Origin of the sequence: Streptomyces sp. NBC_00080 (assembly GCF_045041255.1) — a bacterium.
Lineage (GTDB): Bacteria > Actinomycetota > Actinomycetes > Streptomycetales > Streptomycetaceae > Streptomyces > Streptomyces coriariae.
The window spans coordinates 6030817-6046140 of the sequence record NZ_CP108235.1 but is presented as its reverse complement, the minus strand read 5'-3'; the positions used below and the strand labels follow the sequence as shown (position 1 = coordinate 6046140).

Below are 15324 nucleotides of genomic sequence, written 5' to 3'. Positions count from 1 at the left end.
TCCCAGCTCACTCGCATCACCCCTGGTGAGAGGGCCTGTCAAGGCTCACCGAGCGTGTCGGGACGGCGTCCCCCCATTCGGGGCAAGGCGTCGGCGACCCCCTCGCCAACACGAACGGCCGCCCTCCTGGCAGGAGGGCGGCCGTTCGGCGAATGACGTGTCGTGACCTCGAAAAGGAAGAAGAGGGACGTCAGTCGTTGATGCAGGTGTTGCCGAACGCCGGGTTCAGCAGGCCGATCACGTTGATCGTGTTGCCACAGACGTTGACCGGGATGTGCACGGGAACCTGGACGACGTTGCCCGACAGCACGCCCGGGGAGTGCTCGGCGACGCCGTTCGCGCCACTGTCGGCGGCGGCGATGCCGGAGGCGCCGGCGACGGCCGCGGCGGCAACGGAGGTCAGGACCAGGCCCTTCGCGATACGCGACATGGAGAGATGCTCCTTGGGGTTTTGACACAAACACCCGGGCGGGGATGCCCGGCGCTGAAGTCAACGCGCGGGGCTCGCGGGGGTTGTGCCGCCAAACGAGTGATGTCACCGGACCCCGACTTCACCATTCCGACACACTTGTCCGGTTTCTGCGGATTAATCCGGACAGCGGTTAGAGTTGCGCCCCATCCGACGTACGCCTATAGCAAGCAAATCGCACGAAAGGGCACCGCCGGTCATGCGTAATTCCCTGGGTCCGCTGCTACGCCGCGCAACAGTCGGCGTTCTCGCCCTCACCGCCCTCTGGGCACCCGGCGGCGCCCGGGCGGCCGGCGCGCCGCCCGCCGCGGAGGCGCAGCAACTCGCCTTCACACAGCGCTACCACGCGACTCAGCACGGCGGGATCGTCCGCGCGGCCAACGCGGCCATCAGCTGCCGCACCACCACCACTCCCACGGGCAAGGCGGCCCCCGCCTGTCCCGCCGTGCGCCGGGGCGGGGCGGCCGTCAACAACGCCTTCGACATGTTCTACGTCGACGTGGACCGCGACCCGAACACCTACAACTCCTCCCGCGCCGAGGTCAGGCTCCCGCAGGGCGCGCGGGTGTCGTACGCGCGGCTGTACTGGGGCGGCAACCTGCGCGTGGGCGAGCAGAAGCCACCGAAGGACAACGGGCGGGTGCTGATCGCCGAGCCCGGCGGGGAGTACAAGGCGGTGCTCGCGGACACGGTCGTCGGCCACCGGGTGGCCCAGGGCGCCGACGCCTTCCAGGCCTCCGCGGACGTCACCGCGCTGGTACGCGCGAGCGGTCAGGGCCTGTACACGGTCGCCCAGATCAACGTGGCCATGGGCCGTTCGGCGGCCGGCGCGTGGGGCGGCTGGACGCTGGTCGTGGCGTACGAGAACCCGACGGAGCCGCTGCGCGACCTGTCCGTCTGGGACGGCTTCGACACCCTCGGCTCCCCCGCGGGCAAGGAGATCCGGCTGCGCGGGCTCGCCATCCCGCAGGGCGCGGGAGGCCGGGCGGGGCTCGTCGCGTACGACGGTGACCGCGGCCGAACGGGTGATTCGCTCATGTTCTCGACCGGTGGCCGACCGGCCGTCCCGCTCACGGACGCGGTCAACCCATCTGACGATGTGTTGAACTCCACGATCAGCGAGCCGGGGGAGGCTCCGGCGGCGCGTGTACCGGCGTACGTCAACACCCTCGGCTACGACTCCGATGTGTTCGATCTGAGCGGCGGTTTGCGGCGCGGCGGTGACCAGCTGACCGTCCGGCTCGTTTCCCACCGGGACGCGGCGTGGGCCGGGGCGCTCTTCGTCGCCGTCGACACACGGAAGAAGCAGTAGGCGCGTTCCCGCCCGTCCCGAGCGCCACCGTGAGCGAGGAAACCGCGCAATGCACCAGCCAGAACCCGACGCCAGACCCCGGGTCCTGCATCTCACCCAGCCCGTGGACGGCGGGGTCGCCCGGGTCGTGACGGATCTGACGCGGGCCCAGGTCGCGGACGGACTGCACGTCACCGTGGCCTGCCCGGCCGGCCGGCTCGCCGGGGACCTGCGGTCCCTGGGCGCGGACGTGCGGCACTGGGCGGCGAGCCGGTCGCCGGGTCCCTCGCTTCCCGGTGAGGTACGACGGCTCGTACGCCTGCTCGCCGAGGTACGCCCCGACCTGGTGCACGCGCACAGCGCGAAGGCCGGACTGGCCGGGCGGCTCGCGGTACGCGGGCGGATCCCGACCGTGTTCCAGCCGCACGCCTGGTCCTTCGAGGCGGTGGGCGGGACCACCGCGGCCCTGGCGCTCAAGTGGGAGCGGTTCGGCGCTCGTTGGGCGGACCGGCTGGTGTGTGTGAGCGAGGCGGAGCGCACCACCGGCCTGCGCGCCCGGATCGGCGGGCAGGTCAGCGTCATCCCCAACGGCATCGATCCCGAGCGCTTCCACCCGGCTTCCGTCGACACCGTACGGGCCGCCCTCCTGCCCGAACTCGACCCGGCCGCACCGCTGGTGGTGTGCGTGGGGCGGCTGTGCCGGCAGAAGGGGCAGGACGTCCTGCTGGCGGCGTGGACGGACATCGCACGGAAGGTGCCCGGCGCCCGGCTGGTCCTGGTCGGCGACGGCCCGGACGGGGAGCGGCTCCGGCCGCGTGCGCCGGAGTCGGTGCTGTTCGCCGGGGCCGTCGCCGATGCCGTGCCCTGGTACCAGGCCGCCGACCTGGTCGTGCTGCCCTCGCGCTGGGAGGGCATGGCACTGGCCCCGCTGGAGGCGCTGGCGTGCGGACGGCCCGTGGTGGTGACCGACGTGGACGGCGCCCGGGAGAGCCTGCCGGCCGCACTCGCGCCCCGCTGTCTGGTACCCGCCGAAGACCCGGCGGCGCTGGCCGGTGCCGTCGCCGGACTGCTGCTCGACCCGCTGCTGCGCGAGTCGCTCGGCCAGCAGGGGCGCCGGCACGTCCTGACCACGCACGACGTGCGGCGCACGGCCGAGGCGGTCGCGGGCGTGTACCGCGAACTGCTCACGACCACACAAGGGGCGCGCGTCGCGCCCACCGAGTGCAGGGAGTCCATCCACTCGTGACTGCGGAAAGCACCGTCCCCTCTCCGGGCGCGCAGCCCGGGTACTCGCCCGTCTCGGTCATTCCGCGACGGGAGAGCGGAGCGGGATTCCGGTTCCCCACCCGGCGGCCCCCGGCTCGCCCCGCGTCGCCGCTGCCGCTGCTGTTCACCGACGGCCTCGCCACGTTCGTGGGCGCGCTGGCACTGACCGGGGCGCAGCGCCGCCCCCTGCTGGTGGCCCTGCTGGTGGCGGCGACCATATTGCTGCGCCCGCAGCGACCACGTCCGGTGGCGGGGGTGCTGGACGAACTGCCCACCGTCTGCGGCCGGATCGCGGTGGCCTGGCTGGCGCTGGGCACGCTCGTCGCGGCGTGGAACCCGGCCCACGCGCTGTCGGTCCGCACGCTGGTCCTCGGGTGCGCGGCGCAGGCCGCGGCCGGCTGCGCGGGCCGCGCGCTGGTGCATCTGCGGCACCGCCGGGCGCTGCTGCGCCGTCCGCACGCCGCGCTCGTCATCGGCCCCGCCGCGACCGCGCAGCGGGTGGCCGCCGCCGTGCTGCGGCACCCCAGGTCCGGGGTCCAGCCGGTGGGCATCGTGGCCGAGCGGCCGGACGGCGCCGACGGGCTGCCCGTGCTGACCACGGGTCAGGAGGTGCAGCGGGCCCTCATCCAGAACGGCGTCCGGGACGTGCTGTGCGTCCACCCCGCCGTACGCACCGTGCAGGGCCCGCTGCTGCGGGCGCTCGCCGAGTCGGGCTGCGCGGTGTGGGAGGTCGACGCCGACACCCCCTCGTACGCGAGCCGCGAACAGCTCGCCGGGTTCTCCTGCCGGCGTCTCGACATGGGCACCCGGCGCCGGGGCAGTCTCGGCAAGCGGCTGCTGGACATCGCGGTCTCCGGGGCGCTGCTCCTGCTGCTGAGCCCGCTGCTGGCGGTGTGCGCGGTGGTGCTGCGACTGACCGACGGGCCCGGGGTCGTCTTCCGGCAGGAGCGCATCGGCAAGGACGGCCGGCCCTTCACGCTGCTGAAGTTCCGCACCCACCGCCCGGTCGACGAGCACGAGGCCGCGACCCGGTGGAGCGTGGCCGGCGAGCGGGAGATGAGCCGCTTCTGCCGCTTCCTGCGCCAGACCTCGCTGGACGAGCTGCTCCAGCTGTGGAACGTCCTGTGCGGCGACATGAGCCTGGTCGGCCCGCGCCCCGAACGTCCCTACTTCGTCGGTCAGTTCAGCCAGACCTACCCCGGCTACGCGGCCCGCCACCGGATGCAGACCGGCATCACCGGCCTCGCCCAGGTCCAGGGGCTGCGCGGCGACACCTCGATCGAGGACCGGGCCCGCTTCGACAACGCGTACATCGACAACTGGTCGCTGTGGCAGGACATCTGCATCCTGCTGCGCACCGCGGCCGCCCTCGTGCGACCGACCGGGAGCTGAATCGCCGATGACCCTCGCCCTGCCCCTGCCCCGCGCCCGGACGCTGTCACCCGTCCTGCCCGTGGTCGCCGTGGTCGCCCTGCTCGGCCTGCCGATCGGCCCCGGCGGCGAGGGCGGCGCCGGACCGGCCGACGCGCTGTCCGCGCTGGTCGTGCTGTTCTGCGCGGTCCGGCTGCTGCGGCAGCGGCGGCGCCCGCTGTCCCGTACGGCCGCCCTGGTGCTCGGACTGCCGGTGGTCGGGCTCGCGCTCGCCGCGATGGGCGCGTCCTCGCCGGGGGCGGGGCTCTCCGGTCTGGGCCGCTACCTCCAGATCTTCGTGCTCGTCCCGGCGGCCGTCGTTCTCCTCGTCCGCGACCGGGCCGACTTCCGGGTGCTGGCCTGGTCGTTCGTCGGGCTCGCGGGGTGGCAGGGGGCGGTCGGCGTCCACCAGTTCGTCACCGGGACCGGCGCCTCCTACCAGGGCGAGAACATCCGGGCGGTCGGCACCTTCGGGCCGCAGGACGTGATGGGCATGGCGACCGTCGTGGCGTTCGGCCTGATCTGCGCCGTCGGGCTGGCACTCGGCCGGACCCCGGTACGGCAGCGGGTGATCGCCGCCTGCTCGGCGCTCGCGCTGCTGGTGCCGCTCGCGCTCTCCTTCAGCCGGGGCGCGTGGATCGCGACCGTGCTGACCTGCGCGATCCAGCTGGCGCTCGCCGGACCGCGGCGGGCTCTGAAGGTGGGCGCGGTGACGGCCGCGGCCGGGGTGATCCTGGTGGGCGGCTTCGGGATCGGCTCGGCGATGCTCCAGGAGCGCGTGACCAGCATCACGCAGGTCAGGGACGCGCCCGACCAGTCGGTCACCGACCGGTACACGATGTGGGCGGCCGCGGTCGGCATGTGGCGCGACCAGCCGCTGACCGGCGTCGGGCTGAAGGGCTTCCCCGAGCACCGCGACGGCCACGCCTCGCTCGCGCTGTCCTCCGGCAGCGACACCGACGGCGGGGGCGGCGGATTCGTCAAGCAGCCGCTGCTCTCCCCGCACAACATGTACCTGCTGATCCTCAGCGAGCAGGGCCTGATCGGGCTGCTCGCCCTCGCGGGCGGCTGGCTGGCGATGCTGGCCTGCGGGCTGCGCGGATGGTTCCGGGTCCGGCACTCCGGCCCCGGCCTCGACTGTGCGCTCGTCGCCTGCGGCCTGCTGATCTGGCAGCTCGTGGACTTCACGTACGCCGACATCGGCGGTCCCTCGACCGTGCTGACCGCCGTCGTCTTCGGGGCCGTGGCCTGGTGGGCGCTGGTCGGCGCCGGCGGCCGCGAGGAAGCGCTCGCCCGATGACGGTCACCCCTCCCCGGACGCCTCGCACGGACGGTCCCGCCTCCGTGCCGTCGGCGCGGTCCGCCGCCCGGTCCGGGGAGACGGCCGACGCGGCCGCCGCAGCGGCGGCGGCCGACGAGAAGGAGGGCGGCGGGCTGGAGATCGCGGGGCAGGAAGGCGGCGAACTCCCCCCGGCCTCCCGTCGGTTCCTCGCCAGGGCCACGCTCGTCACCGCCGTCCTCTCGGTCGCCGGCGCCCTGCTCGGGCTGGTGCGGGACCAGGCGCTGGCCCGGCTGTTCGGGGCGGGCAGCGACACCGACGCCTTCCTCGTGGCGTGGACCGTGCCCGAGTTCGCGGCCACGCTGCTCATCGAGGACGGGCTCGCGTTCGCCCTGATCCCGGCGTTCAGCATGGCGCTGGCCCGCCGCTCCCAGGGCGCCCCCGGCGACCCGGTCCGCGCCCTGGTCGCCGGCACGCTGCCCCGCCTGTCGCTGGCCTTCGTCGCGGTGGGCGCCCTGTTCATCGGCCTGGCACCGCAGTTGGTCGAGGTCCTCGCCCCGGGCCTGCCCGACCCGGCGCTCGCCGTCGACTGCACCCGGCTCACCGCCACCTGCGTGGTGAGCTTCGGGCTCGCCGGGTACTGCAGCGCAGCCCTGCGCGCGCACCGGCGGTACGGAGCTCCCGCGGCGATCTACGTCGCCTACAACGTCGGCATCATCACCGGGATGTTCGTGCTCGGCGGGCGTTGGGGGGTGCGCTCGGCGGCGGCCGGGGTCGCGGTCGGCGGACTGCTGATGGTCCTCGTCCAGCTGCCCTCCCTGCTGCGTCGGCTGAGGAAGCGCGGGCCGGCCGAGGAGGCCTCCGCGCAGGAGGAGGCCCGGCCCCTCGACACCCTGCTCCTCACGACCGTGCTCCTGTTCGCGCTGTGCCGGCAGTCCCAGGTCCTCATCGAGCGCTTCCTCGCCTCGCAGCTGCCGGCCGGGGCGATCTCGCACCTGAACTACGCGCAGAAGGTCGCGCAGATGCCGATGATCCTGTCGGTGATGGTGTGCACGGTCACCTTCCCGGTGGTCGCGCGGGCGCTGGCCGAAGGGGACACCGAGCGGGCCCGCTCCCGGGTCGAGCGGGATCTGGCGCTGGCCGCGTGTGTCGTGCTGCTGGGCACGGCCGCCGTGCTGGCCTGCTCGCCGCAGATCATCGAGGTCCTCTTCCAGCGGGGCGCGTTCACCGCGAAGGACACGGCGGCGACGGCGGGCGTGATGCGGGTCTACGCACTCGGGCTGCTCGGCCAGACCCTGGTGGGCGTGCTGGTCCGCTCGTACTTCTCGGCCGGCCGAGGCTCCTGGTACCCGGTCGGCGCGATGGCCTCCGGGATCGTCGTGACCTCCTGGATCGGCGCGCTCGGCGTCGGCACCTGGGGCGTGTACGGGATCGCCGCCGCCAACGCGATCGGCATCACCGTCACCGCCCTCGTCCTGCTGGCCGGGATGGGCCCGCGTAGCGTTCCGGTCGAGGTCCGGGGCGTGCTGCGCGAACTGAGCCGCCCGGTGCGGGCGGCGCTGGTGGCCACCCTGGCCGGGTCCTTCGCCGCCGGGCGGTTCACCGACCCCCTGTCCGGCCTGGCCGCCGGGGGGCTCACCGTGACCGTCGTCTTCCTGTTGCTCGGCCGTGCCCTGGGCTCCCAGGGCATCGTCTCCGCACTCCGTTCCGTACGTTCCGCGACCCGAAGGTTCTCCCATGTCCGCTCCTGACAACAGCAGACGCACTCCCGTCCCGTGGGTGGCGATGTACCACTCCGTGGGGGACTGCTCCGAGGATCCGTACCGCATCACCGTCACCCCCGAGCGGCTGGAGAAGCAGCTGATGTGGCTGCGCAGGCGCGGGCTGCGCGGCGTCTCCATGGCGAAGCTGCTCGCCGCCCGCGCCCGGGGCGAGGGCCGCAACCTGGTCGGTCTCACCTTCGACGACGGGTACGCGGACTTCCTCACCGAGGCGCTGCCCGTGCTGCGCCGCCACCGCTGCACGGCCACCCTGTTCGTGCTGCCCGGCCGGCTCGGCGGCGACAACGCCTGGGACCCGCTGGGCCCGCGCAAGCCGCTGCTGACCGCCGACGGCATCTGCCGGGCGGCCTACGAGGGCGTCGAGATCGGCTCGCACGGCCTCACCCACGTCGATCTGACCAAGGCCGACGACCTCACCCTCAAGACGGAGACCGTCGAGAGCCGCGCGGCCCTCACCTCGTTGCTCGGCACCGAGGTCGACGGCTTCTGCTACCCGTACGGGACGATCGACCAGCGCGCCATGGACGCCGTGCGCGAAGCCGGTTACGGCTACGCCTGCGCGATCGACCCCGGCTCGCTGAACGGGCTCCACGCCCTTCCCCGCCTGCACATCGGGCAGAGCGACAACTTCCTCCGCATGCACGTGAAGTACCGGCTGCACCGGTTGCGCCGACAGCCCGTCGAGGGGCTGCGGTGAAGGCACTGCACATCATCACGGGGCTCGGCGTCGGCGGGGCCGAGCAGCAGCTGCGGCTGCTGCTGCGGCACCTGCCGGTCGAGTGCGAGGTGGTGACGCTGACGAACCCGGGGACGGTGGCCGACGGGCTGGCGAGCGACGGGGTCCGGGTCGTCCACCTCGGCATGGCCGGCAACCGCGACCTGGCCGCGCTGCCCCGCCTGGTCCGGATCATCCGCTCCGGCGGCTACGACCTCGTCCACACCCACCTCTACCGGGCCTGCGTGTACGGCCGGCTGGCCGCACGGCTCGCCGGGGTCCGCGCGGTCGTCGCCACCGAACACTCCCTGGGCGACTCGCAGATGGAGGGGCGGAAACTGACCTCCGGGGTCCGCGCGCTCTACCTGGCCAGCGAACGGCTGGGCCGCACCACGGTCGCCGTCTCCCCCACGGTCGCCGACCGACTGCGCGGCTGGGGGGTCCCCGCCCCCCGGATCGAGGTCGTCCCCAACGGCATCGACCTGGCCCGCTTCCGCTTCGACCCGGACGCCCGCCGGCACACCCGGCGCCGCCTCGGCCTGCCCGACCACGCCTATGTCGTCGGCGGCGTCGGACGGCTCACGGCGAGCAAACGCTTCGACGTCCTCATCCACGCCCTCGCCCGGCTCCCCGCCGACCACTGGCTGTTGCTGGTCGGCGGCGGTCCCGAGGAGAACGTGCTGCGCCGCACCGCGCACGAGGCGGGGGTCGCCGACCGGGTCCTGTTCACCGGCGAACGCCCCTGCGTCCCCGACGGCACCCCCGGCCCCGACCTGCCCTCCCTCACCTCCGCCATGGACCTGTTCGTCTCCCCCTCCCCCGAGGAGACCTTCGGTCTGGCCGTCGTCGAGGCGCTGGCCTGCGGTCTGCCCGTGCTCTACGCCTCCTGCCCCGCGATCGAGCAGCTGCCCGCCCGCGCGAGGGGCGCCCGCCGGGTGACCGGCGGCATCGAGGCGTTCGTCCGCGCGCTGACCGAGGCGCGCGCGCAGCCCCCCGGCCCGCGCACCGTCTCCGAAGCCGCCCGCCACTACGACATCACCCGCAGCGCCGCCCAGCTCATGGACGTGTACGCGGCCACCGTTTCCGGACCGCCCCTGCTCTCCCCCGCCACCCCGACACCCCAGGGAGTCAGTTCCCCATGACCGAGAACCCCCGCCGCCCCGCCGCCCTGCGCCGCGCCAAGGCGCTCCCGCCCTGGTCCCTGCTCGCGGTCGGCGCCGTCGCCGGCGGACTGCTCGGCGGCACGTACGGCGTCCTCAAGCCGCCCGCGTACACGGCCACCGCCTATGTCGTCGCCGTCCCCACCGAGAAGTCCGACCCGGCGTCCGCGCTCGGCTTCGCGCAGGCCTACGGCCGGGTCGCCACGCAGCTGGCGGTGCTCGGGGACGCGCAGGTGTGGGCCGGCGTGCCGGTGAAGACGCTCCAGCAGAGCGTGCAGACGGCGACCTCGCCGGACGCGCCGATGGTCTCGATCACGGCGACCTCCTCGCGGGCCGACCTGGCCGCCGACATGGCCAACGCGGTCTCCCGCTCGCTGACCCAGCACGCCAAGAGTTCCAAGGCCGCCACCAACGTCGAGCTCCAGCAGTTCGCCCGCGCGGTCCGGCCGACCGGCCCCTCCTCGGTGTCGCCGGCGGTGACGGGTCTGGTGGGGGCGAGCGCGGGCGGTCTGCTCGGCGGGCTGCTGCTGCTCGTACGGCCGAAGCGGGGCCGGGAGGACGAGGCCGCGCGCCCCGCCGCCGTCCCCGGCCCGGCCTTCGCCGCCGACGCCCACGGAGCGCTGTGAAGCCGACGTTCACCACCGAACTCGTCACCGACGAGCGGGCCTTCGCCGCCCTGGCTCTGGCCTGGGGCCGGCTGTACCAGCGGTGCGCGAGTGCCACCCCGTTCCAGAGCCATGCCTGGCTCCACTCGTGGTGGCTGTCGTACGGCAGGCGCGGCCGGCTGCGTCTGCTGCTGGTCCGCGACGGCGCCGAACTCGTCGCGGTGGCCCCGCTGATGGCCGTACGCCGACCGCTGCCGGCGCTCGTGCCGCTCGGCGGGGCGATCTCCGACTACGGGGACGTCCTCGTCGACGACGAACAGGGCGAGCGTGCCGTCGCCGCGCTCACCGAGGGCCTGGCGGCGGCCGCCCGCACCGCGCTGATCGACTTCCGCGAGGTGCGGCCGGGCGGCGCGGTGGAGCAGGTCTACGAGCGGTGGCGCGGCCCCCGACGGCGGGTGAGCGACTCGGTGTGCCTGGAGCTGCCCGCCGTGCCCATGGACGAACTGGTGGCGCGGCTGCCGTCGGCGAAGGCCCAGCGGGTGCGCGCCAAGCTGCGCAAGCTGACCGCGCTGGGCGTCGAGCGTCAGGTCGTGTGTCCGGAGGAGGTCGACTCGGCGCTGCGCCGGCTGCTGGAACTGCACCAGTTGCAGTGGCAGGGCCGGAAGGTGACGGGCGAGCACCTGCGGACACGGTTCTGCGAGCACCTGGTGCGCTCGGTCGGGCCGATGGTGCGCTCCGGGGACGCGGTGGTCACCGAGTTCCGGCTCGACGACGACGTGGTGGCCGTCGATCTGACCCTGCTGTCGCGACGGCTGGCCGGTGGCTACCTCTACGGAGCCCATCCCCGGCTGCGCGAACGCAAGGCGGACGTGGCGGTGATGCTGCTCGACGCGTGCGCCGAGCACTCCCGCAGCGGGGGCCGCGCCGCGCTCAGCCTGCTGCGCGGCAACGAGCCCTACAAGCATCACTGGCGTCCCGAACCGGTCGTCAACCAGCGGCTGCTGCTGGCCCGCGGGCGTACCGCGCCGCTGCTGTCGGCGGTCGTGTGCGACGTGGCCGCGCGACGGCGGGGCAAGGAGTTGCTGCTCCGGCTGGAGCAGCGGAGGGAGCGTGACGGTGGCGGCAGGTCCTGACGCGGGCCTGCCGCCACCGCACCTCGCTTCACTCGTCGTCCGACCACCAGTCCAGCCGGAAGCACAACTTGCCGCCGATCCAGTACTCGACCCAGTCGCCCAGGTCCATCGGAGTGCAGTTCGCCGTGGGTTCCGCGGGAGGCTCGGTCGTGGGATCCGTCGAGGGCGCCGGGGGCGACGGCTCCACGGAGGGTGCCGGACTCGTCGGTGGCGTGCTCGGCTCGTCGGTGCGGCCGGACATCAGCGAGCGGTAGACGGCGGACGCCTGCGGGTTCTGCCCGCACTGCCACACACCGTGCGGGCAGTAGTCCGTCACCGTGTTGTACAGCGGTTTGTGCTCGTCCATCCAGGCGAGCATGCGCCGCATGTATTCGGCGTTGTCACCGTTGCGGAAGAGTCCCCATTCGGGATAGGAAATGGGCTTGCCATGGCTTTTGGCGAAGTCCACGTGCGCCTGGAGCCCGTAGGGTTCTTTCACCTGCTCGTCGAAGGACAGGCCGGTCGGCTGATCGTAGGAGTCCATTCCGAGGATGTCGACCGTGTCGTCCCCCGGATAGCACTCGGTCCACGGAACGGCGTCCTTGCCGCGGGTCGGCGTGAAGTCGAACCTGAATTTCTGGCCCGGCACCGAGCGCATGGTGGAGACGATCCTGTTCCAGTACTTCTTCCAGGCCTCCGGGTCCGGCCCGCACCGATGGGTGTACGTGATGCCGTTCATCTCCCAGCCGAGCACGATCACCGTGTCCGGCACCTTCAGCGCGACCAGCCGCTCGGCGAGAGCCCTGAAGTGGTGATCGAACTCCCCGGCCGCACCCTGCCGCAGGAGCCCGCGTACCTCCTCGTCGGACACCCCCTCCTCGTTGCGCTCCATCATGGGCACGTTGAGGACGAGCATGCGGTCGTCCTTCTCCAGCCTCCAGTCCGCCCACACGTCGAGGAAGCCGGGCGGACCTTCGATGTTGTGCCACAGGTCGCCCGGCAGGTAGGTGTGGCCGACGCGCAGCTCCGCGCCGTCCAGCCACTCGCTGAGCTGGGCCATCCGGGCCACGCCCCGGGCGCCGTAGTCGAGGTAGGCGCCGAACGCGGGGGCGCTCTTCGCGGGCGGCACGGCCGGGGCGGACGGCGTGACGGTCTCCGCCGGGGTCACCGGTACCTCGGGAGTCACCGGCGTCGCGGGGGTCACCGGTACCTCGGGAGTCACCGGTGCCGCTGGTGTCACGCCCGGGACGGGTACGACCGGGCCGGGCTCGGCGGGTGCGGGGAGGGTTGCCGCGGCCGTCGGGACGGTCGGGGTGGGAGCGGGAGGATCAGCGACCCGCACCACCCCCGCGCCCGCGGCGAATCCAGGTCCGGACGCCAGGGCGGCCGACGCCGCGACCGCTGCCGCGACGACGGCCAGCCGTCGGGACCGCGCGCGACGCTGCTGTGGAGCCATGCCTGCTCCTTTCTCCACTCTCACGTAACGCGCAAGGTCCGCGCGTTACTGACACTCAGTCATATGAAAGTCACACGAAAAGGAATTACGCCACCGCCGCTACGGCTTTCGAGTGTCTCGATCGCCCGTACCGGTGAACTGAACCGAAGGACCCGGAAACACATGCCCGAGTCGCTGCTCGACACCCGCGTCCCCGCTGTTCTTCTGCGGATCGACCGGAATCCCTTTCACCACGGAACGCTGGGTGCCGTGCGCTCTCTCGGCAGAGCCGGAATCGACGTGCACGTGGTCGCCGACTCCACGGGAAGTCCCGTACGCAAGTCCCGTTTCGTACGCCAGTTGCATCCCCCGCCGCCGCCCGGCGCCACCCTCGCCGACATCGCCGCCACGCTGCTGCGGGTGGCCGCCCGCATCGAGCGGCCGGCCGTGCTGATCCCGATGGACGACGCCGGCGCGGTCGCGGTGAGCCGGCTGCGCGAGGAGCTGGCGCCCGCCTACCTGCTGCCGCAACAGCCCGGATCGGTGCCCGAACGGGTCGCCGACAAGGCGGAGCTGACCAGGCTGTGCGCGGCGGCGGACGTGCCGCACCCGCTCACCGTGATCCCGGACAGCGCGGCGAAGGCCGCCTCCGCCGCCTGGCGGCTCGGTCTGCCGGTGGTGGCGAAGTGGAGCCGGCCCTGGCTGCTGCCCGCCGATTCGGGGCTGCGCAGCACGGTCGTGGTGCGCTCCACCCAGGAGGCGCGCGACCTGTACCTGCGCACCCCCGAGGCCGGCAGCCAACTGCTGCTCCAGGCCTTCCTGCCGCCGGGCCCGGACCGCGACTGGTTCTTCCACGGATACGCCGACCGCTCCGGCGCGGTCGGCGGCGGCGGCCCCGGCCGCAAACTGTGCGCCTGGCCCCGCGGCGCGGGGCTCACGGCGGTGGGCGAGTGGACCGAGAACCCGCAGGTGCGCACGCTCGCCCAACGGCTCACCGACGAACTCGGCTACCGGGGCATCTTCGACCTCGACTTCCGCCGCTGCGGCGCGACGGGCGACTACCACCTGCTCGACTTCAACCCGCGCCCCGGCGCCCAGTTCCGGCTCTTCGCCGACGGCACCGGACTCGACGTCGTCCGCGCCCAGCACCTCGATCTGACTTACCGTCCGCTGCCGGCCGGGGTGCCGCAGCCGGGCCGGGCGTTCGTCGTGGAGAACTACGCGCCGCTGGCCGCGCTGCGCCCCGCCCGCCACGGCCGTGAGCTGGCCTGGCACGCGGTCGACGACACCGCTCCCGGCCGGGCCATGTGGGGCCTGTGGGGCGCCCATGTCGCCCGTCGGCTGCTGGACCGGCTGCGCCGGGCCGGTGCCTCGGGCGCGGCGGGGGTCCGGCCCCGCGTGGTCCGCCAGGCGACGCCGCCCACGCCGTCCCTGACGGACCTGGCCGAACCGCCGCCGGGCGCACCGGCCCCGACCGCGCCCACTCCGGCCGCACCGACCGACGACGAGAAAGCGAGCAGCTGCTGATGTACGACCTGCTGGTGGTGGGCGCGGGCCCGTACGGCCTGTCCATCGCGGCGCACGCCGCGGCCGCCGGGCTGAAGCTGCGCGTCTTCGGCCGGCCGATGGCCTCCTGGCGCGACAACATGCCGGGCGGGATGTTCCTGAAGTCCGAGCCGTGGGCCTCCAACCTCTCCGACCCCGCGGCCCGCTGGCGGCTCGACGCGTACTGCGCGACCCAGGGCGTGACGGCCCGGCACGGGGAGCCGATCCCGGTGGAGATGTTCGCCCGGTACGGGCTGTGGTTCGCCCACAACGCCGTCCCCGAGGTCGACGAGCGCACGGTGACCCGGATCGTGCCCCGGCCGGGCGGCTTCGAGGCGGTCACCGCGGACGGCGAGACCGTGCGGGCCCGGACGGTCGCGCTCGCCGTGGGCGTCATGCCGTTCGTCGAGATCCCGGCCGCCCTGCGCGGACTCTCCCGCGACCTGGTCTCGCACAGCAGCCACCACGGTGACCTGGACCGCTTCCGCGGCCGGGACGTCACGGTGATCGGCGGCGGCCAGGCGGCTCTGGAGACGGCCGCCCTGCTCGCCGAACAGGGTTCGCGCGTAAGGGTGTTGGCCCGTGCCGACCGGTTGCGCTGGAACGATGTGCCCGCGCCGTGGGAGCGCCCGTGGTGGCAGTCGGTCCGCTCCCCGCAGAGCGGGCTCGGCTGCGGCTGGCGCAACTGGTTCTACGCAGAACGCCCCGGCATCTACCGCCGGCTCCCGGAACCGACCCGGGCGCGCATCGCGGCGACGGCGCTCGGGCCGGCCGGCGCCTGGTGGGTGCGGGACCGGGTGGAGGGCTCCGTGCGGGTACGTCTCGACCACGAGGTGACGGCGGCGCGAGCGGTCCCGGGCGGGGTACGGCTCGAGGTGGCCGGAGGGGACTCCTTCGAGACCGAGCACGTGATCGCGGCCACCGGCTTCAAGGCGACCCGGGACCGGCTCGGACTGCTCTCCGGCGAACTGCGCGGGGCGCTGGCCGCGGTGTCCGACGGTTCCCCCGAGGTGGGCCGGGACTTCGAGTCGTCCCACCCCGGCCTGTTCCTGGCCGGACTGGTGACGGCGGCCGGCTTCGGCCCGGCGATGCGCTTCGTGTACGGCGCGAGCTTCACGGCGGGAACCCTCGTCCGGGGCGTACGGCGCCGGCTGCACTTGGGTGTGCCGAGCGGGGCGATCCCGGCACCGGGTCGGCACGGGGCGGCGGAGACCGTACGGCGTTGAGCCGGATGGGGCGCGGGTGCCGGGCGCGAG

General features: G+C 73.8%; 13 protein-coding genes. 11 read left to right on the top strand and 2 right to left on the bottom strand.

Annotated features, from left to right (window positions below; all coding sequences use genetic code 11):
* Positions 1-190 precede the first annotated feature (190 nt).
* Entirely contained in the window at positions 191-430 is a 240-nt protein-coding gene (chpG, locus tag OHU34_RS27050) for a chaplin ChpG (RefSeq protein WP_020132935.1), read from the bottom strand.
* Between the two features lie 238 nt (positions 431-668).
* Between chpG and OHU34_RS27045 the strand changes: the two genes are divergently transcribed.
* From OHU34_RS27045 to OHU34_RS27005, 9 genes are read left to right on the top strand one after another with little or no spacing between them, the layout of a single operon-like run.
* Positions 669-1781: a DUF3344 domain-containing protein gene (locus OHU34_RS27045; protein WP_405768704.1), complete on the top strand. Its 1113-nt coding sequence runs from the start codon at positions 669-671 to the stop codon at positions 1779-1781.
* 49 nt (positions 1782-1830) lie between these two features.
* Positions 1831-3006 (top strand): glycosyltransferase, encoded by a 1176-nt coding sequence (locus tag OHU34_RS27040; RefSeq protein WP_405768702.1) that lies wholly within the window; start codon positions 1831-1833, stop codon positions 3004-3006.
* The gene (locus tag OHU34_RS27035; protein WP_142264382.1) at positions 3003-4418 is read left to right on the top strand and encodes an exopolysaccharide biosynthesis polyprenyl glycosylphosphotransferase; all 1416 of its coding nucleotides are present in this window, start codon (positions 3003-3005) and stop codon (positions 4416-4418) included. The genes OHU34_RS27040 and OHU34_RS27035 overlap by 4 nt, the downstream gene beginning before the upstream one ends.
* A gap of 7 nt (positions 4419-4425) precedes the next feature.
* Positions 4426-5736 carry an O-antigen ligase gene (locus tag OHU34_RS27030; RefSeq protein ID WP_142264383.1) on the top strand — a complete coding sequence of 437 codons (1311 nt, stop codon included), beginning with the start codon at positions 4426-4428 and terminating at the stop codon, positions 5734-5736.
* Positions 5733-7466 (top strand): murein biosynthesis integral membrane protein MurJ, encoded by a 1734-nt coding sequence (gene murJ, locus OHU34_RS27025; protein WP_405768699.1) that lies wholly within the window; start codon positions 5733-5735, stop codon positions 7464-7466. The genes OHU34_RS27030 and murJ overlap by 4 nt, the downstream gene beginning before the upstream one ends.
* Positions 7453-8193 carry a polysaccharide deacetylase family protein gene (locus tag OHU34_RS27020; protein WP_142264385.1) on the top strand — a complete coding sequence of 247 codons (741 nt, stop codon included), beginning with the start codon at positions 7453-7455 and terminating at the stop codon, positions 8191-8193. The genes murJ and OHU34_RS27020 overlap by 14 nt, the downstream gene beginning before the upstream one ends.
* The gene (locus OHU34_RS27015; protein WP_142264386.1) at positions 8190-9353 is read left to right on the top strand and encodes a glycosyltransferase; all 1164 of its coding nucleotides are present in this window, start codon (positions 8190-8192) and stop codon (positions 9351-9353) included. The genes OHU34_RS27020 and OHU34_RS27015 overlap by 4 nt, the downstream gene beginning before the upstream one ends.
* The gene (locus OHU34_RS27010) at positions 9350-9997 is read left to right on the top strand and encodes a hypothetical protein (RefSeq protein WP_020132927.1); all 648 of its coding nucleotides are present in this window, start codon (positions 9350-9352) and stop codon (positions 9995-9997) included. The genes OHU34_RS27015 and OHU34_RS27010 overlap by 4 nt, the downstream gene beginning before the upstream one ends.
* Entirely contained in the window at positions 9994-11109 is a 1116-nt protein-coding gene (locus tag OHU34_RS27005; RefSeq protein ID WP_405768695.1) for a GNAT family N-acetyltransferase, read from the top strand. Before OHU34_RS27010 ends, OHU34_RS27005 begins: the two co-directional genes overlap by 4 nt.
* A gap of 28 nt (positions 11110-11137) precedes the next feature.
* On the opposite strand, the gene OHU34_RS27000 is transcribed toward OHU34_RS27005, so the two are convergent.
* The gene (locus tag OHU34_RS27000; protein WP_405768692.1) at positions 11138-12544 is read right to left on the bottom strand and encodes a glycoside hydrolase family 26 protein; all 1407 of its coding nucleotides are present in this window, start codon (positions 12542-12544) and stop codon (positions 11138-11140) included.
* Positions 12545-12706: 162 nt separating this feature from the next.
* Here OHU34_RS27000 and OHU34_RS26995 point away from each other — a divergent pair, with 162 nt between their 5' ends.
* Entirely contained in the window at positions 12707-14050 is a 1344-nt protein-coding gene (locus OHU34_RS26995) for an ATP-grasp domain-containing protein (protein ID WP_142264388.1), read from the top strand.
* On the top strand, positions 14050-15294 hold the full coding sequence (locus OHU34_RS26990) for an FAD-dependent oxidoreductase (RefSeq protein WP_142264389.1): 1245 nt from the start codon (positions 14050-14052) through the stop codon (positions 15292-15294). The genes OHU34_RS26995 and OHU34_RS26990 overlap by 1 nt, the downstream gene beginning before the upstream one ends.
* Positions 15295-15324 lie beyond the last annotated feature (30 nt).